This is a genomic window from Stenotrophomonas sp. 1L-E-5-B-C3 (genome assembly GCF_057292075.1).
The window spans coordinates 211,927-234,207 of the sequence record NZ_JBXAWS010000008.1 but is presented as its reverse complement, the minus strand read 5'-3'; the positions used below and the strand labels follow the sequence as shown (position 1 = coordinate 234,207).

Sequence of the window (22,281 nt, the reverse complement as noted above, 5' to 3'; positions counted from 1 at the left end):
CTGGCCTTACTTGGCGGCGACGACCTTGGCCATCTCCAGGCACTTGTTCGAGTAGCCCCACTCGTTGTCGTACCAGGTCACCAGCTTGACGAAAGTGCCGTCCAGGGCGATACCGGCCTCGGCGTCGAACACCGAGGTGCAGGTTTCGCCGCGGAAATCGGTGGCCACGACCTTGTCTTCGGTGTAGCCCAGGATGCCCTTCAGCGGGCCTTCGCTCTGTGCCTTCACTTCAGCGCAGATCTCGGCGTAGGTGGCTTCCTTTTCCAGCTCGACGGTCAGATCGACCACCGACACGTCCGAGGTCGGGACGCGGAAGCTCATGCCGGTCAGCTTCTTGTTCAGTTCCGGGATGACCACGCCGACGGCCTTGGCCGCACCGGTGGACGACGGAATGATGTTCTCCAGGATGCCGCGGCCGCCGCGCCAGTCCTTGTTGGACGGGCCATCGACGGTCTTCTGGGTGGCGGTGGCCGCATGCACGGTGGTCATCAGGCCGCGCTTGATGCCCCACTTGTCATTGATGACCTTGGCCAGCGGCGCCAGGCAGTTGGTGGTGCACGAGGCGTTGGAGACGATCGCCTGGCCGGCGTAGGTCTTGTCGTTCACACCGTAGACGAACATCGGGGTGTCGTCCTTCGACGGCGCCGACATGATCACCTTCTTCGCGCCCGCGTCGATGTGCTTCTGAGCGGTTTCCTTGGTCAGGAACAGCCCGGTGGACTCGATCACCACGTCCACGTCCACGTCGTTCCACTTCAGGTTGGCCGGGTCGCGTTCCTGGGTCAGGCGGATCTTCTTGCCGTTGACCAGCAGGTCGTTGCCCTGCACCGCCACATCGGCCTTGAAGCGGCCGTGCACGGAGTCGTACTTGAGCATGTAGGCCAGGTAATCCGGCTCCAGCAGATCGTTGATGGCCACGATTTCGATGTCGTCGCCGAAGTTCAGCACCGCCGAGCGCAGGACGTTACGCCCGATGCGACCGAAACCGTTGATACCAACCTTGATTGCCATGTTCTCAAGCTCCTGCGGCCGCGTCGGGTGCGGCGGGATGGATAGGGCCCACAAGTCTAGCAAACCGGGCATGGCCACCGTGGGCCAGCCCCTGCCGGCAGCGGGCTGGCGGACAGGATTTGATCCGGATCAAAGCGTTAGCGCGACGTGAGGCCGAGACTGGCCGCATCCACCCAGCAACGAGATCACCCCCATGCGCAAGACCTCCCCCCTGATCGTGGCCAGCCTGGCCGCCGCCCTGTCCCTCGCCGCCGCCCCGGCCATGGCCCAGTCCAAGGGCGACTGGACCGTTTCGGCCGGTATCCATCAGGTGGCACCGAAGTCGAACAACGGCTGGCTGGCCAACGGCACCCTGAAGGTCGATGTCGACAACGACGTCAAGCCGACCATTACCGGTGAATACTTCATCGCCGACAATCTGGGCATCGAAGTGCTGGCCGCGCTGCCGTTCAAGCACGACATCAACATCAACGGGCTCGGCCGCGTGGGCAGCACCAAGCAGCTGCCGCCGGTGGTGACCCTGCAGTACCACTTCAACAGCAAGGGCAAGGTGTCGCCGTTCATCGGTGCGGGCGTGAACTACACGACCTTCTTCAGCGAAGACACCACCGGTGCGCTGAAGGACAGCCGCCTGAAGCTGCAGGATTCGTGGGGCCTGGCCGCGCATGCGGGCGTGGACTTCGCGATCGGCGAGAAGGGCGCGCTGCGCGTGGACATGCGCTGGATCGACATCGACAGCAAGGTGAAGTTGAACGGCGAGAAGATCGGCACGGTCAACATCGATCCGCTGGTCTACGGCGCTTCGTACGTCTTCAAGTTCTAAAGCGGTGTGTTGAGCGCGGGGGCTTCGCCCCCGCTCCCCCGCTACACGCAAAACCCTCGCAGCATGTTGCCCCGGTGATTGCCGGGGCTTTTTTTGTTTGCGCGAAAAGCACCGGCATCTGGAATTGGGCGGAGAGGGTGGGGTGATCGGGACACGCCGTAAATACGTCCCTGTAGGCTCGATCGCCGCATCCATGCGGCGAACGGTCCCGATCACCCCACCCTCTCCACCCTTCCCATCTGCGCGCGCGTGCCAGCTCAAGCAAAGGCAAGAGCAGAAGCAGAACCTGAACATCCGAGGCGTAGTGGTTGCCTGTAATTGCAGGAGGCCGATTTTGATCCTGCATTTGTTTTTGATGTTGCCTTTGACGTTTGCATCCGCCTCCGCGGCCATGTTTGGAGGGGAGCGCAGCGGGAGGGGCGGCGGGACCGTTGGTGCCATGGATGGCGCCATCGAGCCCCCATGGATGGGTTTACGGCGTGTCCCGCCGCCCCTCCCGCTGCGCTCCCACTTCGGAACAGGAACGCGCCGCTCTTCAATCCACCTACCCCGCTAGAATGTGCGCATGAAAGCCCTGCACTCCTTCTTCCTCGCCGCCGCCCTGGCGCCGGCCCTGCTGTCCGTCTCCGCCCCCGCCCATGCCTGGGGCGCGCAAGGCCACCGTCTGGTCGCCGAAGTCGCCGACGCCCGCCTCAACCCCGCCGCCCGCGCCGAAGTGGACCGCCTGCTGGCCACCGAACCGGATGCCACCCTGGCCAGCATCGCACCGTGGGCCGACCAGCTGCGCGCCAAAGACCCGGGCCTGGGCCGTCGCTCGGCCGGCTGGCACTACGTCAACATCGCCGAAGACAACTGCCACTACGAAGCACCGAAGCACTGCAAGAACGGCAACTGCATCGTCGAGGCCCTGAAGGCACAGAGCGCCATCCTCGGCGACCGCAGCCTGACCGACGGCGAGCGCCTGCAGGCGCTGAAGTTCGTCGTGCACCTGGTCGGCGACATCCACCAGCCGATGCACGCCGGTTACGCCCACGACAAGGGCGGCAACGACTTCCAGCTTCAGTTCGGCAACCGCGGTACCAACCTGCACTCGCTGTGGGACAGCGGCATGCTCAACACCCGCAAGCTGGACGACGCCGGCTATCTGCCGCTGCTGCAGGGCCAGCGCGCGCCGAAGCTGGCGCGCCAGTCCAACCCGCAGCGTGACCCGCAGACGTGGGCCGAGGCCAGCTGCCGCATTTCCATGCAAGCTGGCGTTTATCCGGCCACGCGTAAAATCGGTGATGAATACACCGAGCGCTACCGGCCGCTGGCCGAAGCGCAGCTGCGACTGGCCGGTGAGAACCTGGCGCAGTTGCTGAACCGCGTGCTGGGCACGCGCTGAGGAGCGTTCCAATGTCAGTCCAGGTGCAGTCGTTCTTCCACCGTGACAGCAATACCTTCAGCTATCTGGTCAGTGATCCGGCCAGCGGCGAAGCGGCGCTGATCGACCCGGTCCTGGACTACGACCCGGATACCGACGCCAGCAGTGAAGCGCCGCTGCATGCCGCGTTGCAGGCCATCGAACAACAGGGCCTGCAGCTGCGCTGGCTGCTGGAGACACACGCTCACGCCGACCACGTATCGGGTGGGCGCCGGCTCAAGCAACGCTTCCCGCAGGCCACGCTGGCCATCGGCGAAGGCATCCGTGCGGTGCAGGCCACCTTCGCGCCGCGCTACGGCCTGCAGCTTCCTGCGGCGGATGAAATCTTCGATCACCTGTTCGGCGATGGCGAAACCTTCGCTCTTGGCGAACTGCGCTGCCAGGTGATCGCCGTGCCCGGCCATACCAGCGACAGCATCGCCTACCTGATCGACGATGCGCTGTTCACCGGTGACTCGCTGTTCATGCCCGACGGCGGTACCGCCCGCTGCGATTTCCCGGGTGGCGATGCCGCGCAGCTGTACCGTTCAATCCAGCGCCTGCTGGCGCTGCCCGATGCGACCCGCGTGTTCGTCTGCCACGACTACGGTCCGGGTGGTCGTGCATTCGCCAACGAAACCACCATCGGCGAACAGCGCGCACACAACATCCACGTGCATGACGGCGTGGCCGAGGCGGAATTCGTCAGCGTGCGCCAAGCACGCGATGCGACGCTGGAAGAACCCAAGCTGATGCAGCCCGCGGTGAAGGCCAACATCCAGGGCGGGGCCTGATCCACGCCGCTGCGCTCGCCGGGCATGGCCCGGCGCTACCCCGGTCATCGCAAGCGGTCATTTTCCCTGCGTGCGCACCACGTGCTGGCCCTTCACGATCTCAAAGGTAAAGGCGTACTGCAGGGTGACCGCCACCGGCTCGATGCGCTCGGCGCCGCGACAGTCGCCGCGGTCGGCAGGCACCTTGCCAGCCGCAAAGTGGCAGACCGCTGCGGACGAGTACTTCCACATGGCCACCGCTTCCTGTGCGGCCTGCAGAAGGGGCGCATTCTCGCGTGCGGCACCTGCCGCGCACCCGGAGCGATCAGTCAAGGGCAGGCTGCGCTCGACTGCGCCATTGGCATCGACCACCACCTGCAGGCAGATGGTGGTGGGCGCCAGTTCCGCGCGCGGGTCACGATCGCCCACTTCCGGGTCCGGTGCCGCGTACAACTGCGGCATCCGGTAGCCCTCGCTCGCGCCCAGCGAGTAGGTCTGCAGCTGCCCACTGCCGCCACCGGTCTGCGGCTGCAGGCGCTGATGGCCGACATTCTCGCTGCGGGTATCAACGGTGGTCAGGCGATCCTGGGTCGCGCACCCTGCCAACAGCGCCGCCATCATCAACAGCGGCACGGACTTCACTGGGAGTCCTCGGTGTTGTCCATGGCATAGGTGATCGGAATCTTCACAGCCCCTGCAACCGGCTTTCCGTTCTTCATCGCCGGACGATAGGTCCAGCTCCGCGCGGCGGCGATCGACACCGCATCGAACACACCCGGATTGGTTGCGCTGAGTACCTGGACGTCAGTCGGATGGCCTTTGGCATCCACGTCCACGCGCAGGTTCACCACGCCCACCTGGCGCTGTTCGATGGCGGACTTCGGATAGGACGGTGGCGGCATCTTGTCGACCTGGATCGGACGGTCCAGCCCCGCCTTGGCCGCATCTTCTTCAGCATGTTCGAACGGCTCGACGCTGATCGACGGCACGCCCGTCGCGCCACCCTGGCTGGCCCACGCCACCGCTCCCATTCCCAGGCACAACCCGACCACCAGCACCTGCCCCGACACCCACGGCAATGCCTTCCGCTTGGATTGCTTCAACATGGCGATACGCTCCTTCAACACGGGTTGGCTGCGCCAATGGCAGACCGCGGGCGCAACCGGATGGACCAGCTGCGCCTTCAGCAGCGTGCTGGCGTAGAGACCGCGCAGCGCAGGCTGCGGGGCAATGGTGCGGGCATCGCAGGCCAGCTCCTGGTCACGCAGGAATCGGCGGGCGGCCCACGGCAGAAGCGGATGGAACCAGAACACCGCGCGTGCCATCAGCAGCGCCCCATTGGCCCAGTGATCGCCATTGCGACGGTGGCTGCGCTCGTGCTGCAGGATCAGGCCCTGCTCCTGTGCGGTGAACTGCTGGTCGAAGTCCGGGCCTACCACGATGCGCGGACGCCACAGGCCGACCAGCGCGGGCAGGCCCGGGTCGGCGCTGGCCTGCCAGCTGCCATCGGCGCGTGCACACAGTTGGCCCATGCCACGTTCAAAGCGCCGCTGCGCACGTAGATCGCGTAGCAGACAAAGGACCGCCCCCAGCATCCATGCCAGCAGCAACAGCCCGGCCCACGGCAACGACTGCCCTGCCATGCCTTCGACGGCGCCGGGTACCACTTTCAGCGGCAGCGTCGGCACATGCTCCAGAAGTGCCACCTGCGGCAACGGCAGCATCAGTGCCAGCAGCAGCAACGGCAGCAACCACCAGCTGCGGTAGGCCAGACCAGCGCCCCCCAATCGCACCAGCAGCGGCCGCAGCACCGCCAGCACGACCACGCCCACCGCCAGCCACAGGCTGGCCTGCCACAGCCCATCGAGCAGCTCAGTCATGGTCCAGCTCCTGGATCAGTTTCTTCAGTTCGGCGATGTCCTGCGCACTCAACTGGCCACGTTCGCTGAAGTGCGCAACCAACGGCGCAACGCGCCCTTCGAAGACACGACCAATGAAGTCCTGGCTCTGCGCCTCCACCCAGGCCTGCCGCTGCAGCAGCGGCCGGTACAGGTAGCGCCGGCCATCGCGCTCGGCAGCAATCGCGCCCTTGGTCAGCAGGCGGTTGAGCAGGGTCTTGATGGTCGGCTCGGCCCAGTCACGGTGCGCCAGTGCGGCGACCACGTCATCGGCGCTACGCGGTGCCTGCTGCCATAGCACCTCCATCACAACGGCTTCGGCTTCGCTGATCGGGGTCATGGTTTACATCCGTAATCGATAACCCGATTACGCGCGTAATCGAATCGTCTGTCAAGCCCCTCGACTCCAGGTTCATCCCGGCTGCGCCAGCATCGATTCCTCCCGCCCCAGGCCCCGGATGAAAGCGCTGCCCAAGAAGGAATTCCCGGTCGAGCAGGCCCGCCGCTTTCTCGAACCCGGGCCGATCGTGCTGGTCAGCACCGCCTGGCGCGGCCAGCGCAACCTGATGACGATGGGCTGGCACATGGTGATGGGCTTCTCGCCTTCGCTGGTCGCCACCTACCTGTGGGACGCAAACCACAGCCATGCGCTGGCGCGTGGCAGCGGCGAGTGCGTGATCAATGTGCCGGGTGTGGAACTGCTCGATACCGTGGTGGACATCGGCAACTGCAGCGGCCGCGAGGTCGACAAGTTCGCCCGTTTCGAGCTTGATGCGCTGCCCGCGCGCGAGGTCGGCGCGCCGCTGGTCGGCCAATGCCATTCGTGCTTCGAATGCCGCTTGTACGACGACAGCCAGGTGGCGTCGAACAACCTGTTCATCTGGGAAATCGTGCGCGCCCATGTTGCGCCCCGGCCGAAACTACCGCGCACGATGCATTACCGGGGCGATGGGCAGTTCATGGTGTCTGGCGCCGAAGTCTCGCGTCGACGGCGGTTCAAGCCCGACATGCTGTAATGCCCGCACTCCCCCACACGCAGGACCACCGCGCATGACCGAACACCTCACCGACCTGGACGCCGCCGTCGATTGGTTGTTCGCGCGCGTGGACGGGCCGCTGCGGATCGGGGCACCGCTGGCACTGGGCAAGCCGCATCGGCTGCTCAATGCCCTTTACGCACGCGTCGAGCACGATCCGTCGCGGCCACTGCAGCTGTATACCGCGCTGTCGCTGAACCCGCCGAAGGCGCGCGGCAACGGCCTGGAAGCGCGCTTCATGGCGCCGTTCGCGCAGCGCCATTTCGGCGACGATTTCCCGCGCCTGGCCTATGCCGATGCGATCGCGCGCGACGCGTTGCCGGCACATGTGCAGGTGGAAGAGTTCTACATGCAGTCCGGCGCCCTGCTCGGCTCGCGGCAGGCGCAGTCCAGCTATACCAGCCTGAACTACACCCACGCCGCCGATGCGGTGGCGCAGCGCGCGCCGCAGGTGATCGTGCAGAAGGTGGCGATGCGGCCGAACGACCGCCGGCTCTCGCTGTCGTGCAACAACGACATCACCCAGGACACGCTGGATGCGATGACCGCGCGCGGGCTGCCTCGCCCGCTGCTGATCGCCGAGATCGACCCGCAGCTGCCCTATCTGGGCGGCTCGGCCACGGTCGATGTGTCGTTCTTCGATCTGGTGATCACCCCGCCACCACCGTACCCGGCGTTGTTCGGCCTGCCGCGGCAGCCGGTCGGCGATGCCGACTACGCGATCGGCCTGTATGCCAGCACGCTGGTGCGCGACGGTGGCACCCTGCAGATCGGCATCGGCACGCTGGCTGATGCACTCAGCCATGCGCTGGTGCTGCGCCACACCGACAACGCCCGCTACCGCCGCGTGCTGCACGCGCTGGATCCACAGCTGGCCAGCCACCCGCTGGTTCAGGAGATCGGCGGCGTGGACCCGTTCGAAGTGGGCCTGTACGGCTGCAGCGAAATGCTCAACGAGGGCTTCCGCCGGCTGGTACAGACCGGCGTGATCAAGCGCAAGGTGCACGACGATCTGGCGCTGATGCAGCGCATCGAGAACGGCAGCACCCTGTCCATCGACCACGCCACCCTGGCTGCCGAAGGCGAGTACCTGCATGGCGCCTTCTACCTGGGCTCGCCGGAGTTCTACGAGTGGTTGCGCACGCTGCCGGAAGACGAATGCCGTGCGATCGGCATGCGCCGCATCAGCGAGATCAACCAGCTCTACGGCGGCAATGAGACGCTGGAACGCCTGCAGCGCCGCCACGCGCGCTTCTTCAACTCCTGCATGATGGCCACCGCGCTGGGCGCGGCGGTGTCGGATGCGCTGGATGATGGACGTGTGGTGTCCGGCGTGGGTGGCCAGTACAACTTCGTGGCGATGGCACATGCGCTGCCGGAAGCGCGCAGCGTGCTGATGTTCCGCGCCGCGCGAGATGACAAGGGCCAGCGCGAATCCAACGTGCGCTGGAACTACGGGCACACCACCATCCCACGCCACCTGCGCGACATCTACCTCAACGAATACGGCATCGCCGACCTGCGCGGCCTGACCGACGAGGACTGCGTGCATGCGATGACTGCAATCACCGAGGCCCCGTTCCAGGGCGGCCTGCTGCAGCAGGCACACGCCTCGCGCAAGCTGCTGGCGGCCACGCAACCGGATCCGGAGCGCCAGCAGCGCAACACGCCGCAGGCACTGTCCGCGGCACTGGCACCGTTCCGCGTCGATGGCAGCCTGCCCGACTATCCGTTGGGCAGCGACTTCAACGAGATCGAGCAGGTGCTGGTGAAAGCGCTGGGCTGGCTGAAGGCCAACACGCAGACCCGCGGCGACAAGCTGCGTACCGTCTGGGCAGCGCTGCGGCAACCGGCTGGCGACGGCGATGCGGTGTACCTGCAGCGCATGGGCCTGCAGGCACCGAAGGATTTCGCCGAACGCTTGGACGCGCGACTGCTGCGCCTCGCACTGGCACGCACCGCCTGAAAAAGGGGACGGAGGGGATCAAGTCGCTTGTGCACAAACGACTTGATCCCCTCCGTCCCCTTTTCTCTCGAGCAAAGAAAAGGCCGGCGTGCGCCGGCCTTTCCCTTCCTGCTTCGCGAGGCTGCTTACAGCGCCTTGGCCGCTTCCACCACGTGGGCGGTGGTGATGCCGAAGTGCTTGTACAGCTGGTCGGCGGGGGCCGAGGCACCGAAGGTGTCGATGCCGATCACCGCACCGTCCAGGCCGACGAACTGGCGCCAGAAACCGGTGACGCCGGCTTCCACCGCAACGCGCTTGCGCACGGCGTTCGGCAGTACCGATTCACGGTAGGCCGCATCCTGGCGCAGGAACACGTCGGTGGACGGCATCGAGACCACGCGGGTCTTGAGGCCAGCCGCGTCCAGCTGGGCCTTGGCTTCGGTCGCCAGCGAAACTTCCGAACCGGTGGCGATCAGGATCACGTCCGGGGTACCGGCGGCATCGGCCAGCACGTAGCCACCGCGCTCGATCTGGGCGATCTGCTCGGCGTCGCGCGGCTGGTGCGGCAGGTTCTGGCGGCTGAACACCAGGCAGCTCGGACCATCCTGACGGGTGATCGCAGCCTTCCAGCTCACCGCCGACTCGACCGCATCGCACGGACGCCACACGTCGTTGTTCGGGATGTAACGCAGCGAAGCCAGGTGCTCCACCGGCTGGTGGGTCGGGCCGTCTTCGCCCAGGCCGATCGAGTCGTGGGTGTAGACGTGGATGGCGTGCGCCGGGATCAGCGCGCTCATGCGCACGCCGTTGCGGGCGTAATCGCTGAACACCAGGAAGGTGGCGTCGAACGGAATGAAGCCGCCGTGCAGGGCCAGGCCGTTGGCAATGGCGGTCATGCCGAACTCGCGCACGCCGTAGTACACGTAGTTGGCGTTGGCGTCGTCGCTGGCAACCGACTTGCTGCCCTTCCACAGGGTCAGGTTGGAGTGCGCCAGGTCGGCCGAGCCACCGACGATTTCCGGCAGCAGCGGGGCGTAGGCTTCGATGGCCAGCTGCGAGGCCTTGCGCGAAGCGATCGTCGGGCCTTCAGCGGCCACCTGGGCGATGTAGGCATCGGCCTTGGCAACGAAGTCGGCCGGCAGCTCGCCGTGCGAACGGCGGGTCAGCTCGGACGCTTCAGCCGGGTACTGGCTGGCGTACTTGTCGAACAGCTGTTCCCACTCGGCCTGGCGCAGGGTGCCAGCGCCATTGGCGCGCCAGCCGTCGTAGATCGCCTGCGGGATCTCGAACGGACCGTATTCCCAGCCCAGCTGCTTGCGGGTGGCTTCCAGCTCGTCCTTGCCCAGCGGAGCGCCGTGGCTGGATTCCTTGCCCGCCTTGTTCGGCGAACCGAAACCAATGGTGGTGCGGCAGCAGATCAGGGTCGGCTTGTCGCTCTGCGACAGCGCGGCCTCGATGCCGGCCTTGATGCTTTCCGGGTCGTGGCCATCGACATCGCGCACGACGTTCCAGCCATAGGCCTCGAAACGCTCCGGGGTATTGTCGGTGAACCAGCCCTCGACGTTGCCGTCGATGGAGATGTGGTTGTTGTCCCAGAAGCAGACCAGCTTGTGCAGGCCCCAGGTACCGGCCAGCGAAGCGGCTTCATGCGACACGCCTTCCATCAGGCAGCCATCGCCCATGAACACCCAGGTGCGGTGGTCGACCACTTCCAGTTCCGGGCGGTTGAAGCGCTGTGCCAGCAGCTTCTCGGCCAGGGCGAAGCCCACGGCATTGGCGAAACCCTGGCCCAGCGGGCCGGTGGTGGTTTCCACGCCCGGGGTCTCGTGGCGTTCCGGGTGGCCGGCGGTGTGGCTGCCCAGCTGGCGGAACAGCTTCAGCTGCTCGATCGGCAGGTCGTAACCGCTCAGGTGCAGCAGCGCGTACTGCAGCATCGAACCGTGGCCGTTGGACAGCACGAAACGGTCGCGGTTGAACCAGTGCGGGTTGCTCGGGTTATGGCGGAGATAGTCGTTCCAGAGGACTTCGGCGATGTCGGCCATGCCCATGGGCATGCCGGGGTGGCCGGACTTTGCGGTTTCAACCGCATCGGCGGCAAGGAAGCGGATGGCGTTGGCCAACTGGCGACGGGTAGGCTGCGTCATGGTTCTGTCGGAATCGGGAGGCGGCCGCGGACGTGCGGGCGGCCTATTGTCCCATAGTCGCCGGGCGGGGGGTCGGTTCACCTTGCCCGGTCGTGCCGGCCGCTGGCCGGCAACGTCGTCATCTCCCCCGGATTCCGCATGTGAAGCGGGGTCGGAGCCCTTTCCTTGCGGAGAGGAATCCGACCCCGATCAGGTCGCCAGCAGTGGCGTTGGACTCAGTCCTGCTGCGGGCCCAGCGCCGGGCCGTCGTGCGATTCGCCCTTGGCCACCAGGGTGGTCAGGGCCAGGTCGCCGGTCACGTTCAGCGCGGTACGGCACATGTCCAGGAAGTGGTTCACGCCCAGGATCAGGCCGATGCCCAACGGGTTCACCCCCACCATCGCGCAGATCATCGCCACCACCGGCAGCGAGCCTGACGGCACGCCGGCCGTGCCGATGCCACCGAGGATGCAGACCGCCATCACCATGATCTGCTGGCCGATGCTCAGGTCCACGCCGAAGAACTGGGCCAGGAAGATCACCGTCACGCCCTCGAACAGCGCGGTGCCGTTCTGGTTGGCGGTGGCGCCCACGGTCAGCACGAAGCGCGACACGCGCTGCGGCAGGCCCATCTGGTCGGCCACGCGCAGCGCGGTCGGCAGGGTGGCGTTGCTGGAGGCGGTGGAGAACGCCATCACCGTCGCTTCCTGGGTATCGCGGAAGAACGACAGCGGCGAACGACCGGACAGCCATACGGCCGTGCCGTAGCTCACCACCATGTGCAGGCCGAGTGCCAGCACCACCACGCCCACGTAGGCGCCGAGGCGGATGATCAGCTCGAAGCCGAACAGCGCGGCCAGGTTGAACATGAAGCAGGCCACCGCATACGGGGCCAGGCGGATGACCAGGTTGATCAGGGTCATCGAAATTTCGAACACGCCTTCGATGGCGCGGCGCAGCGGCGCGACCTTCTCGTTGTCGGTCAGCACCATGCCGATGCCGAACATCAGCGCGAAGAACATCAGCGACAGGATCGCGCCGTTGTCAGACGCGGCCTGCAGCACGTTGCTCGGCACGATCGACAGCAGCATGTCCATGCCCTTCGGCGTGCCATGGATGCCCGCGACAATCTCCTTGCTGCGCTCGGCGTTCTCCGACAGCATCATCGCAGCGACCTGCGGGTCGACGCCGACACCCGGCTTGAGCAGGTTCACCAGCACCAGCCCGATGCCCACGGCAATGCCGGACAGCAGCACGGTATAGGCCAGGGTCTTCCAACCGATGCGGCCAAGGGCGCGGATGTCGCCCATCTCCGACACACCCATGATCAGCGCCGAGAAGATCAGCGGCACGATCAGCATGAAGATCAGGTTGAGGAACAGGCCCGAAGCCGGGGTGGTGATGTAGTCCATTACCCACTTGGCACCGGCCTGCAGACCATCGACGCTGCCGCCCAGGGCGTGCACGATCAGTCCCAGGATCAGGCCGATCGCAAAGCCGATGCCCATCTTCCAATGCAGGGGCAACTTCTTCTTGTCGGCAGCAGCTGCTGTCATGCGCGGGTTTCCTCGAAAAATGAATGCACTCTAACAAAGCGCGCAAGCGGCGCCGGTTCAGGTTCGCCGCGGCGGATACAGCGGCGCCAGGCCAGTGTCAGCGGTCTTTGCTGCCGCCGACCAGTGCGGTCCGTCACGGAAGACCTCGCGCAGGCGCGTGCGCAGCGGCGCAAGATCACCCTGACCGCCCCATCGGGCCTGCTGCAGTTCCTGCAGCACCTGTCGCTGTCCGGGGTCAGCCAGGCGGTCGATGACCTGCTCGATACGTTCGACACCGGCCATCGCACACAGCTGCGCTTCCACCTGATCAAACCCTTCACCATCCAGCGCGCGGCGCAGTTCGGCCACGCCGGCACGTCCAGTCGCCACAGCCGGCACAGCGCCCTTGGCCGCCACGGGCGCCGCCACGCGCGGGCGACGGCCTCGCTGCCAGCCCCACAACAGCGTCAGCAGCCACAGCAACGCCAGGCCGATGGCGGCGCCCATCCACGGCCATGGCCGCTCGGACAAACCACTGGCGCGGGGATCGGTCGCCGCGATACGGCTGTCCTGGCCATCGCCATCCGGCAGCGCCGCATCGGTGTCGATCGGCGGCAGCGGTGCAGGTGGCGCACTGCCAGCCCCGTTACCGGCCACCACGGCCAGCGTCAGGTCCGGCAGCTTCGCTTCCTGTGCCTTGCCATTGCGCACGTCCCACCACGGCAGGCGCGGCCCCGGCACCACCAGCGAACCCGGCTGGCGCGGCACGATGGAATAGCGGCGGGTGATCTTCAGCCGCGGCGTACTGCCATTGAAGGTCTCTTCGTACTGCGCAGGTTCTGCGAACACCTGCGCCGCGTTGCCGACGTCGGGCACCGGCAGATCGGTGAACTGCGCGCGGGTAGCGCCTTCGGCAATCGCCTCCACCACCACGTTGGCCGCCTCGCCGGTACGGGCGCTGGTCGGTGCACTGGTGTAGCGCAGCTGCAGGCCCTGCAGCGGCAGCCATGGCTGCGGCGCCTGTGCCGGTTGCGCCTGCACCTGCAACGTGCGATCGGCGCCGGTGGCATTCATGCGCCCGTCGCCGCCGCCGAAGAAATCGTCGAAGAAGCCACCGGCACTGCGCCCGCTGAAGCGCGCACCGGCCAGCCGAAGTGCACCGCTGCGCTCGGGGATCAGCAGGAAGCGCCGCTCGACCACGTTGTAGCGGCGGCCGCTGACCTGTCGCACATCGGTGCGGTCATCGCCCACCCGCTGCAACGACGCGCCGGCCGGTGTATCCAGCACCAGTTCGCCGGAGGCCAGCTGCGAAGCGAAATACAACCGCACCACCACGCCTACGCTCTGCTGCACATACGGTGTCTCGTCATCGACAGCGGTTTCGATGAACGCCACCGCATTGCTGTCGGGACCTGCCACGGCAGCGGCATCCACCTGCAGGGTCAACGGTGCGGTACGTACGCTGCCCACCTGCAGGCCCGGCACCACCAGTGCACCGCTACGCCGTGGCGTGAGTGCCACGCCATACAGATTGCGCTGCTGCATGCTGCCATTGCTCCACGCTACCTGGCGGCTGCTGGTCTGCCCGCTGAGGTCGAAGTCGGTGCGCAACGGTGTGAAGTCAGGGGCGCCCTGGTCGCTCTCGACATTGAGCGTGACCGTGTCGCCCATCGCGATGCGGTCGCGGTCCAGCCACGCACGCGGCTGCGCCCAGGCCAGCAGCGGCAGCCACAGCAGCAGCGCCGCCAGTACCTGTCGGGGCCAGTGCCCGTGCATGTTGATCGCCCGCGTCATCGCCCTTCCCTCTTCCTGCGTTCGTTTTCCAGCTGGAACTTGGCCCGCAGCAATGCGCCCGGATCATCCGGCACGCGTCGCATCCACGCCTCCACCGCCTGCTGCTCCTCGCGTTGGCGTGGCGTGGCGCCATCGCTGCCTGGTACCGGCTTGCCGTCCTTGTCGGCCTGACCCTCGCGCGCCTGCTGCATCGCCTGCTGCATGCGCTGGCGCTGCTGTTCATCGGCCTGCGCCTGCGCCTTGGCGTCTTCCACCTGTGGTGGTGCCTGCTGGCCGTCGCGGCCACGCTCGCCGGGCTGCGGGTTCGACTGCGTTTTGTCGTCGCCCGGCTTGGGCTGGCCCTGCTGGCCAGACTGCGGCTGGCCCTGGCCGGAATCCTTCTGGCCCTGCTGCGGCTGCTGGCCCTGCGGATTCTGCTGGCCCTGACCATTCTGCGGTTGTTTCTGCTGCCCGTTCTGCGGCGGCTTCTGCTGATCCTGGCCCTGGCCACCGGATGACTTGCGCTTGCGCGCGGCATCGACCACCGCACGGTTGGCCACCGCGTCGGCCATGCCCGGATGCAGCGCCAATGCGCGATCGTAGGCAGCAATGGCTTCGTCGTAGTTGCCCTGGCGTGCCAGTGCGTTGGCCAGGTTGTACCAACCGGCATCGTTGTCGATGCCCTCGAACTGCTTGCGCGCACTGGCGAAGTCGCCATTGCGGTATGCCTGCACGCCGTCGGCCAGGCGCTGATGCTGCAGCTGGTCGCTGCGCTTCCACAGTGTGCCCTGCACCGGCTGCGGCGCAGCGGCCGACGGCGCCTGCGCCTGCACCTCGCCCATCCATGGCAGCAGGCCCACTGCCAGTACGGCAGCCAGCAATGCGCGGCGACGGAACGCCAACAGCGCCAGCAGCATCAGGGGCGGCAGCAGCCAGAAACCTTCATCGCGCCATTGCCTGCCCTCGCCCGGTCGCTCCGCCGTCGTGCCCTCACGCACATCGAGCACGCCCAACGCACGCAGATCGCTGTCATCGGCGGCAATGCGCGCATAGCGTCCGCCGCCGGCCGTGGCCACCGCGCGCAGGCTGGCTTCATCCAGTGCGGCCTGGCGGATCTGCCCGCTGCCATCGCGATAGGCCGCACCGGCTGGCGTACCCAGCCCCAGCACCGACACCTGCAGGCCCAGGCTGCGTGCCTGTGCTGCGGCCAATCCGGCTTCGCCGTCGGCCTGGTCGGTCACCAGCAGGATCTGCCCGCGCAATGCACCGATCTGCCGCATCAGCCGGGTCGCCCAGTCGATGCCACGGTCGGCGCGCTGGCCGTCGCGCGGCATCACTTCAGGTGACAGCGCATCCAGATACAGCGCGACATTGCTGCCGTCATCGGTCAGCGGCGCGACGGTGTAGGCATCGTCGGCGTACACCACCAGACCGACCTGCCCGCCCTGGCGCGCGCGCAGCAGCTCACCTACCTTTGCACGCACCTGCAGCAGGCGCGAGGGCGGCAGGTCGGTGGCGGTGATCCGGCTGGACAGGTCCAGCACCACCAGCAACGGTGCGCTGGCCTGGAACATCGGTTGCGCCTGCTGGCGCCAGCTTGGCCCGGCCATCGCCAGCGATGCCAGCGTCCAGCCCAGCAGCAGCGCCCACGGCAGGCGCGCACGACGGCGCGTGCCAGCCGCCAGCAGATGCGGCAGCAGGTGCGCATCCACCGCCTGCCGCCACACATCGCTGCGCCGCTGCCGGTACAACGCCACCGCGATGATCAGCGGCAGCGCCAGCAACGCCCACAGCCATTCCGGGCGCAGGAAGTGCAGCGCGTTCCAGTCGGGAAGATTCGAAACCAACGCGATCATCGGCGACGCTCCGGCCACAGCCAGGCCAATGCGCCCAGCAACAAGGCCAGCCCCAGCGCCCATGCGTAGCGTTCCTCGCGCGGGCGCAGGCTCGGACCCTTCGCCGCGATCGGCTCCAGCCGGTCCAGCTCGGCATAGATGCCGGCCAGCTGTGCGGTGTCACGTGCGCGGAAGAACTGGCCGCCGGTCATGGTGGCGATCTTCTTCAACGTCGCTTCGTCGACCGGGTCCTGGTCGGCAGAGATCGGAATACCAAACAGGCGCATGCTGCCGTCACCGCCAAAGGCCACGGTGTGGATGCGTACGCCTTCGGCGCGCGCCACCTCGGCCGCACGCAACGGTTCCAGCACGCCGGCATTGCTCACGCCATCGGTCAGCAGGATCAGCACGCGCTGGCCCTCGGGTTGGCTGCGCAGCCGCTTCACCGCCAGGCCGATGGCATCGCCAATGGCCGTCTCGCGGCCGGCCAGGCCGACCACGCTGTCGCGCAGCTGATCGCGCACGCTGGCCAGGTCGGCGGTCAGTGGCGTCAGCGTGTAAGCACGGTCACCGAACACCAGCAGGCCGATGCGATCCCCGGCACGACGATCAAGAAAATCGGCCAGCACGGCCTTGGCTGCGGTGAGGCGATCAACCGCCTGCCCGCCCAGCACCATGTCGCCCTCGCCCATGCTGCCGGACACGTCCATCGCCAGCATCATCTGCCGGCCTTCCTGCGGCGGCGTGATCGCCTCACCCAATTGCTGCGGACGCGCCAGCGCCACGCACAGCGCGCACCAGCCCAGCCACAGCAGCAGCGTGCGCAGCCACGACACATCGACGCGGCCGCCACCGGCCAGCGCTTCCAGTTCGGTGGCCGCATACGGCACGCGCAGCGCAGCGCCCGGATCGGCACGGCGTTTCCACCAATGCATCAACAACGGCAGCGGCAGCGCCAGCAGGGCCAGCGGCCATGCCAGCTGCAGGTCCGGCCACGGCCAGTAACTCGCCAGCACGTTCATCGGCGGCGCTCCAGCAGCAGCGCCAGGTAGCGCTCGCGCGCCCAGCGGCGTACTGCGGCCACCTCGTTGACGTCCACGCGTGGGCGATAGGCACCTTCGGCCAACAGGCTACGGCGTGCTTCCGGCAATGTGCCCTGCGGATCCACGCGCTGCCACCAGGCCTCATCGCGCAGCGACTCGCTGCCCGGACGCGCATGGCGGGCGGCACGACGCAGCAGTCCCGCAATGGCCGCCAGTTCCGCAACGGCGTCGTGGCTGGCAGCCAACTCCTGGTCGAACAGCTGCAACCAGCGCTGGTGACGACGGCGGCGGCGCCACCACAGCACAGCCACCACCAGCAGCACCAGCAGCAACACGCCACCGATCATCAGGTAGCCCGGTGCCGGCGGCCACCAGGATGGTGGCGGCGGCAGCTGCACATCACGCAGCGGCAGGTTGGCGCTCATGCCGGCACCTCGGTCGGCGACGGTGCCAGCCAGGCATCGCTGGGCGCGTCGGTGGACAGCACCTGCACGTCGACACGGCGCGCACCGAGCTGACGCCGCAGCTCCTGCAGCGGTTCAACGAAATGCGCCTGCCAATGGGCCTGCACCTCGCTGCGGCGCAGGTCGAGGCCAATGCGCTGCTGCAGGGTCTGGAACTGCAGCGCGGCCGACGGCGGCTGCAGTTCCAGCGGATCGACCAGCAGCACCAGGCTGAGGTCGTGATGCTGGGCCAGCGCGCTCCAGCGTGCCGGCGGAATGCGGATGGCCTGCTGCGGATCGGCCAGCACCAGCATGCGCGCACCCGGGCGCAGCACGCGGCCGGCGTGGTCCAGCGCGCGCTCCAGGCCCAGATCATCGGCAGGCGGCTGCGCATACCAGCGGGTCAGTGCGTCGAGCACGCGCAGCACGCCGCGCGGACCGCCTGCGGGGGCAATCGGTGGTTCACGGTCGCTGCCACGCAAGGCGCCGATGCGATCGCCACGGCGCTGCGCCGACCACGCGGCGACGGCGCCGGCGCGTGCGGCCTGCACCGACTTGAAGCGCACGCGGGTGCCGAAGTACAGCGACGGTGAAGTATCGGCCACGATCAGGCTGACCCGCTCGCGCTCGGCCTGGAACAACTTGGTATGGGCACGACCGGTCCGTGCGGTCACCCGCCAGTCGATATGGCGTGCATCGTCGCCGGCCACGTACTCGCGCGACTCGGCATATTCCATGCCGCGCCCACGCAGCGGCGACGGCGCCTGCCCGGCATTGCCGGCACGGCCACGGCGCGGCGGTGGCGGACGCTGCGCCAGCCGCCGCAGTGCCACCAGTTCGGCCAGCTGTGGGCGCAGCCCGTCACCGTCACTGACGCTGGGTACGTGTTCCAGGGATCGATCGGTCATGCGCAGGCTCAGGGTGCCGGCACCCGGGCCAGCAGTTCCTGCACCAGGCGCTCGCCATCCCAACCCTCGGCGGTGGCTTCGTAGCTGGGCAGCACGCGATGGCGCAGCACGTCGGCAGCGACCGCGCGCACGTCATCGGGGGTGACGAAGTCGCGATCCGCCAGCCAAGCGCGTGCGCGCGCACAACGCTCCAGCGCGATCGAGCCGCGCGGGCTGGCGCCCCAGGCGATGCGGCGGCCGAGGCCGGCGTCATAGCGCGACGGGTCACGCGAGGCCAGCACCAGCTCGATCAGGTAGCGCTCCAGCGCCGGCGCCATGTGCAGGTCCAGCACTTCGCGGCGGGCATCGAACACATCCTGCATCGGCATCTTTTCCGGTACCGGTGCCGACTCGCCCAACGCACCACGGGCGCGCTCGCGGGCCAGGCGCAGGATTTCCGATTCGGCCGCCTGGTCCGGGTAACCAATGCGCACGTGCATCAGGAAGCGATCCAGCTGTGCTTCCGGCAGCGGGAAGGTGCCTTCCTGCTCGATCGGGTTCTGCGTGGCCATCACCAGGAACAGTGGCGGCAACGCGTAGGTGTGGCGGCCCACGGTGACCTGGCGCTCGCCCATCGCTTCCAGCAGCGCTGACTGCACCTTTGCCGGGGCGCGGTTGATTTCGTCGGCCAGCAGGATCGGGTGGAAAATCGGGCCGGGCACGAATTCGAAGCGGCCTTCCTGCGGGCGCCAGATCTCGGTGCCGGTCAGGTCGGCCGGCAACAGGTCCGGGGTGAACTGCACGCGTGCGAAGTCGGCTTCCAGGCGCGCGGCCAGCGCGCGGATGGCGGTGGTCTTGGCCAGGCCGGGGGCACCTTCCACCAGCAGGTGGCCGTCGGCCAGCAGGGCGATCAGCAGGCGTTCGACCAGCGCGGCCTGGCCCACGATCTCGGCCGACAATGCGTCGCGCAGCTGGCTGAAAGCGGCATGCAGGCGGGAGGTAGCCGGCGCGGGCGGCGGCGAAACGGTTTCGGGCATCGGCGGTGGCAGGTTCATGGGGGCCTTTGACCGGCGCAGGACGGCACGGGTTCCCGACATCATCGCAGGGTGCCCTGCGATTGGCATCAAGAACGGCTGAACAGCATCCACGCATGACCTGGATCTACCGGGCCGTAGGCGTGGAAGGGGGCCCAAACGAAGAAGGGCCGCACAGGGCGGCCCTCTTCGTGTTGCGGGGTGCGATGGCTCAGTTCTGCTTGGCCACGCGCAGCACCTTCGGGGTCACGAACACCAGCAGCTCGGCCTTGTCCTTGTTGCGGCCACGCTTCTTGAACAGGTTGCCCAGGAACGGCACGTCGCCCAGGAACGGCACCTTGCTGATGCTGCTGCGGTCGGTGAACTCGTACACGCCACCGATGACCACGGTCTGGCCGTCCTCGACCAGCACCGCGGTGTTGACCTCACGGCGGTTGATCGACGGCACGGTGCCGTAACCGTCCAGCTGGATGAGCTGGTCCACTTCGTCCTTCTTCACCTGCATGTTGAGGAACACGCGGTTGTCGTTGGTGATGGTCGGCGTGACCTTCAGTTCCAGCACCACTTCCTTGAACTGCACGTTCGGCGTTGCAACGCCACCGGTGCCGCCACCACTGATGGTGACATAGCCGATTTCCTTGCCCTGCTTGATCGTTGCCTCGCGCTGGTTGGTGGTGACCACACGCGGGTTGGAGATCACTTCGCCACGCGACTCTTCCTGCATGGCCGAAAGCTCCACATCCAGCAGGTAGCCGGCGTTGAGGATCGACAGGGCCAGCGAACCCGGATTGCTGGCCGTAGCAACCGGCAGGCTCCAGTTCAGGCCGCGGGTGATGGTCGAGCCCGTCGCCACCGGCGGCGGACCGACGCGGCCGCCGGCAATCCAGTCACGCTCGGCCTTGGCATTGTCCTGCGCCGTCTTGACCTGCGATTCGCGGGTCAGGCGATTGGCTTCCAGATTGCCACTGAAGTAGACGTTGTCACGGCTGCCACTGATGCCGAACTTCGCACCCAGCTCGCGGGCGAAGGTGTCGGTCGCAATGACGATGCGGCTTTCGATCAGCACCTGGTCGACCGGGCGGTCGATCACGTTGATCAGCTCGCGCATGCGCGCGATCTTCTTCGGAATGTCGCTGATCATCAGCGTGTTGGTGCGCTCGTCGGCCACGATGCGGCCGCGACCGGACAGGAAGCCACTGTCCTCCTGCGAGGATGAGCCACCACCGCCGCCGCCAGCGCCACCACCGCCACCGCCACCGATGCCCTTGGCTTCAGTCAGTGCTTTGAAGATCTGGGTGGCGCTGTGATAGTTGATCTGGACGTAATCGGTGACCAGGTCCTCGCGGTTCTCGATGGCGATGCGCGCGTCTTCCTTCTCCTGCTCGAACTTGGCCAGTTCGGCCTGCGGAGCGACCCATATCACGCTGCCGTCGCGACGCTTGTCCAGGCCCTTGGCGCGCAGCACGATGTCCAGCGCCTGGTCCCATGGCACATTCACCAGGCGCAGGGTCACGTTGCCCTGCACCGAGTCGGAGGCCACCACGTTGAGGTTGGACTCTTCGGCAATCAACTGCAGCACGGTGCGCACCGGCACGTCCTGGAAGTTGAAGGTCACCGGCTTGCCGGTGAAGCCGCGCTGCGGCAATGCCTTGGCTGCCTGGGTGACGCTGCCGGCAGTGACCGCGCCTACAGCGGCCGGGGCCTGCCGCGGGCTGATCTCGACCACGTACTCGTTGCCGCTCTGGTAGGCGAGCGATTCGACCGCACCGCCGGTGCTCAGCACCAGCTGGGTACCGGCACCGGACGGCTTGGCGTCGATGCGCTGCACCGGCGTGGCGAAGTCGACGACATTCATCGGCTTCTGCAGGTTGGCCGGCAGACGGGCATTGCCGACGTCCACGACCACGCTGTTGCCCTGTGTACGCAGGTCCGGGATCGCGCCCTGGCCGTCGAACTGGACGATCAGGCGCCCGGCGCCATCATCGCCCCGCTTGAAATCGATCTTGGCCACCGACAGGCCGGCCGGTGCTGCAGCCGGTGCCACGGTGGTGCCCACCGGCTTTTCCGCCGGTGCGGCAGCCAGCGCCGGAGCGCAGGCCAGCATCAGCGCGACTCCCAGCGCGCTGACACGGTTCAAGGTAGAGCGCCGGACGGGACGCAGCCCCTTGGCTTGGTGAAAGGTCATCGTGCTATCCCCAGTAAACGATCATTGATCTTCAAGCGAGAGCGTTGCCGGCCGTTCCAGCCAGCCACCCGCGCCATCCGGCACCAGTTCGATCAGCTCCACGCGGTCCTCGAAGACCGCGGTGGCCCGTCCGTCGCTCTGCCCCAGGTAACCGCCCGGGCGCACCCGGTAGGTCACCTTGTCCGGTCCCATCACCAGCGCGACAGTGCCTGCGCCGGTGCCGATGGTGCCGACCATGTCCAGTGCGTCCAGCGGGAAGCCTTCCAGCGGCTCCTTGCGCCGGTTCGGATCCGGCCGCAACCCACCGCTCCCCTGCGGATTGGTCCAGGCATCGGTGAACGGATCACGCATGCCCTGCGCGGAGTATTCGAAGGTCTCGAACTGCTGCATCACCGGCAGCGGCTCCAGTGGCTGCGCCGGTCGTGCACGCTCACCCTCCACCCACTTTTCCAGGTTCGGTGCATCGCCGGGCGTGCTGGTCACGCCACGGCCGCACGCAGCCAGCAACAGCACTGCAGCAGCCATTCCACAACG

Annotated in this window: 19 protein-coding genes; 5 read left to right on the top strand and 14 right to left on the bottom strand. The window is 67.3% G+C overall.

Annotation, left to right across the window (positions count from 1 at the left end):
* Window positions 1-6 precede the first annotated feature (6 nt).
* Window positions 7-1,011, bottom strand: coding sequence for a type I glyceraldehyde-3-phosphate dehydrogenase (gene gap, locus AC0Z6F_RS12930; protein WP_046984264.1), 1,005 nt, complete (start codon window positions 1,009-1,011; stop codon window positions 7-9).
* Between the two features lie 193 nt (window positions 1,012-1,204).
* Here gap and AC0Z6F_RS12925 point away from each other — a divergent pair, with 193 nt between their 5' ends.
* The 3 genes from AC0Z6F_RS12925 to AC0Z6F_RS12915 all read left to right on the top strand — a co-directional run bounded on the left by AC0Z6F_RS12925 (window position 1,205) and on the right by AC0Z6F_RS12915 (window position 4,030).
* The gene (locus tag AC0Z6F_RS12925) at window positions 1,205-1,834 is read left to right on the top strand and encodes an OmpW/AlkL family protein (RefSeq protein WP_100435165.1); all 630 of its coding nucleotides are present in this window, start codon (window positions 1,205-1,207) and stop codon (window positions 1,832-1,834) included.
* A 565-nt stretch (window positions 1,835-2,399) separates the two neighbouring features.
* Window positions 2,400-3,218: a S1/P1 nuclease gene (locus tag AC0Z6F_RS12920; protein ID WP_100435166.1), complete on the top strand. Its 819-nt coding sequence runs from the start codon at window positions 2,400-2,402 to the stop codon at window positions 3,216-3,218.
* An 11-nt stretch (window positions 3,219-3,229) separates the two neighbouring features.
* On the top strand, window positions 3,230-4,030 hold the full coding sequence (locus AC0Z6F_RS12915; protein WP_006388709.1) for an MBL fold metallo-hydrolase: 801 nt from the start codon (window positions 3,230-3,232) through the stop codon (window positions 4,028-4,030).
* Window positions 4,031-4,087: 57 nt separating this feature from the next.
* On the opposite strand, the gene AC0Z6F_RS12910 is transcribed toward AC0Z6F_RS12915, so the two are convergent.
* The 3 genes from AC0Z6F_RS12910 to AC0Z6F_RS12900 are packed head-to-tail and all read right to left on the bottom strand — an operon-like array spanning window position 4,088 to window position 6,247.
* Window positions 4,088-4,651, bottom strand: a complete 564-nt coding sequence (locus tag AC0Z6F_RS12910) for a hypothetical protein (RefSeq protein ID WP_006388711.1) — start codon at window positions 4,649-4,651, stop codon at window positions 4,088-4,090.
* On the bottom strand, window positions 4,648-5,889 hold the full coding sequence (locus AC0Z6F_RS12905; RefSeq protein WP_485616968.1) for a M56 family metallopeptidase: 1,242 nt from the start codon (window positions 5,887-5,889) through the stop codon (window positions 4,648-4,650). Before AC0Z6F_RS12905 ends, AC0Z6F_RS12910 begins: the two co-directional genes overlap by 4 nt.
* Entirely contained in the window at window positions 5,882-6,247 is a 366-nt protein-coding gene (locus AC0Z6F_RS12900) for a BlaI/MecI/CopY family transcriptional regulator (protein WP_010484077.1), read from the bottom strand. The genes AC0Z6F_RS12905 and AC0Z6F_RS12900 overlap by 8 nt, the downstream gene beginning before the upstream one ends.
* Window positions 6,248-6,365: 118 nt before the next feature.
* Here AC0Z6F_RS12900 and AC0Z6F_RS12895 point away from each other — a divergent pair, with 118 nt between their 5' ends.
* Entirely contained in the window at window positions 6,366-6,923 is a 558-nt protein-coding gene (locus tag AC0Z6F_RS12895; protein WP_154264289.1) for a flavin reductase family protein, read from the top strand.
* Window positions 6,924-6,957: 34 nt separating this feature from the next.
* Complete coding sequence (locus tag AC0Z6F_RS12890) at window positions 6,958-8,910, top strand: acetyl-CoA hydrolase/transferase C-terminal domain-containing protein (protein ID WP_125894123.1); 1,953 nt, start codon at window positions 6,958-6,960, stop codon at window positions 8,908-8,910.
* A gap of 125 nt (window positions 8,911-9,035) precedes the next feature.
* On the opposite strand, the gene tkt is transcribed toward AC0Z6F_RS12890, so the two are convergent.
* The 10 genes from tkt to AC0Z6F_RS12840 all read right to left on the bottom strand — a co-directional run bounded on the left by tkt (window position 9,036) and on the right by AC0Z6F_RS12840 (window position 22,272).
* Window positions 9,036-11,033: a transketolase gene (gene tkt, locus AC0Z6F_RS12885; protein WP_049461813.1), complete on the bottom strand. Its 1,998-nt coding sequence runs from the start codon at window positions 11,031-11,033 to the stop codon at window positions 9,036-9,038.
* 215 nt (window positions 11,034-11,248) lie between these two features.
* Complete coding sequence (locus AC0Z6F_RS12880; protein ID WP_032127858.1) at window positions 11,249-12,568, bottom strand: dicarboxylate/amino acid:cation symporter; 1,320 nt, start codon at window positions 12,566-12,568, stop codon at window positions 11,249-11,251.
* Between the two features lie 57 nt (window positions 12,569-12,625).
* Complete coding sequence (locus AC0Z6F_RS12875; protein WP_485616967.1) at window positions 12,626-14,341, bottom strand: BatD family protein; 1,716 nt, start codon at window positions 14,339-14,341, stop codon at window positions 12,626-12,628.
* On the bottom strand, window positions 14,338-16,176 hold the full coding sequence (locus AC0Z6F_RS12870; RefSeq protein WP_100435173.1) for a tetratricopeptide repeat protein: 1,839 nt from the start codon (window positions 16,174-16,176) through the stop codon (window positions 14,338-14,340). The genes AC0Z6F_RS12875 and AC0Z6F_RS12870 overlap by 4 nt, the downstream gene beginning before the upstream one ends.
* Window positions 16,173-17,177, bottom strand: coding sequence for a vWA domain-containing protein (locus tag AC0Z6F_RS12865; RefSeq protein ID WP_012511971.1), 1,005 nt, complete (start codon window positions 17,175-17,177; stop codon window positions 16,173-16,175). The genes AC0Z6F_RS12870 and AC0Z6F_RS12865 overlap by 4 nt, the downstream gene beginning before the upstream one ends.
* Window positions 17,174-17,623 carry a DUF4381 family protein gene (locus tag AC0Z6F_RS12860; protein WP_012511972.1) on the bottom strand — a complete coding sequence of 150 codons (450 nt, stop codon included), beginning with the start codon at window positions 17,621-17,623 and terminating at the stop codon, window positions 17,174-17,176. The genes AC0Z6F_RS12865 and AC0Z6F_RS12860 overlap by 4 nt, the downstream gene beginning before the upstream one ends.
* Window positions 17,620-18,549 (bottom strand): DUF58 domain-containing protein, encoded by a 930-nt coding sequence (locus AC0Z6F_RS12855; RefSeq protein ID WP_065723814.1) that lies wholly within the window; start codon window positions 18,547-18,549, stop codon window positions 17,620-17,622. The genes AC0Z6F_RS12860 and AC0Z6F_RS12855 overlap by 4 nt, the downstream gene beginning before the upstream one ends.
* Before the next feature lie 8 nt (window positions 18,550-18,557).
* A complete protein-coding gene (locus tag AC0Z6F_RS12850) occupies window positions 18,558-19,583 on the bottom strand; it encodes an AAA family ATPase (RefSeq protein WP_041864582.1) in 1,026 nt (341 codons plus the stop codon).
* Window positions 19,584-19,773: 190 nt separating this feature from the next.
* Entirely contained in the window at window positions 19,774-21,747 is a 1,974-nt protein-coding gene (locus AC0Z6F_RS12845; RefSeq protein ID WP_006388908.1) for a type IV pilus secretin PilQ, read from the bottom strand.
* 21 nt (window positions 21,748-21,768) lie between these two features.
* Window positions 21,769-22,272: a pilus assembly protein PilP gene (locus AC0Z6F_RS12840; protein ID WP_050559910.1), complete on the bottom strand. Its 504-nt coding sequence runs from the start codon at window positions 22,270-22,272 to the stop codon at window positions 21,769-21,771.
* Between the last annotated feature and the right edge of the window lie 9 nt (window positions 22,273-22,281).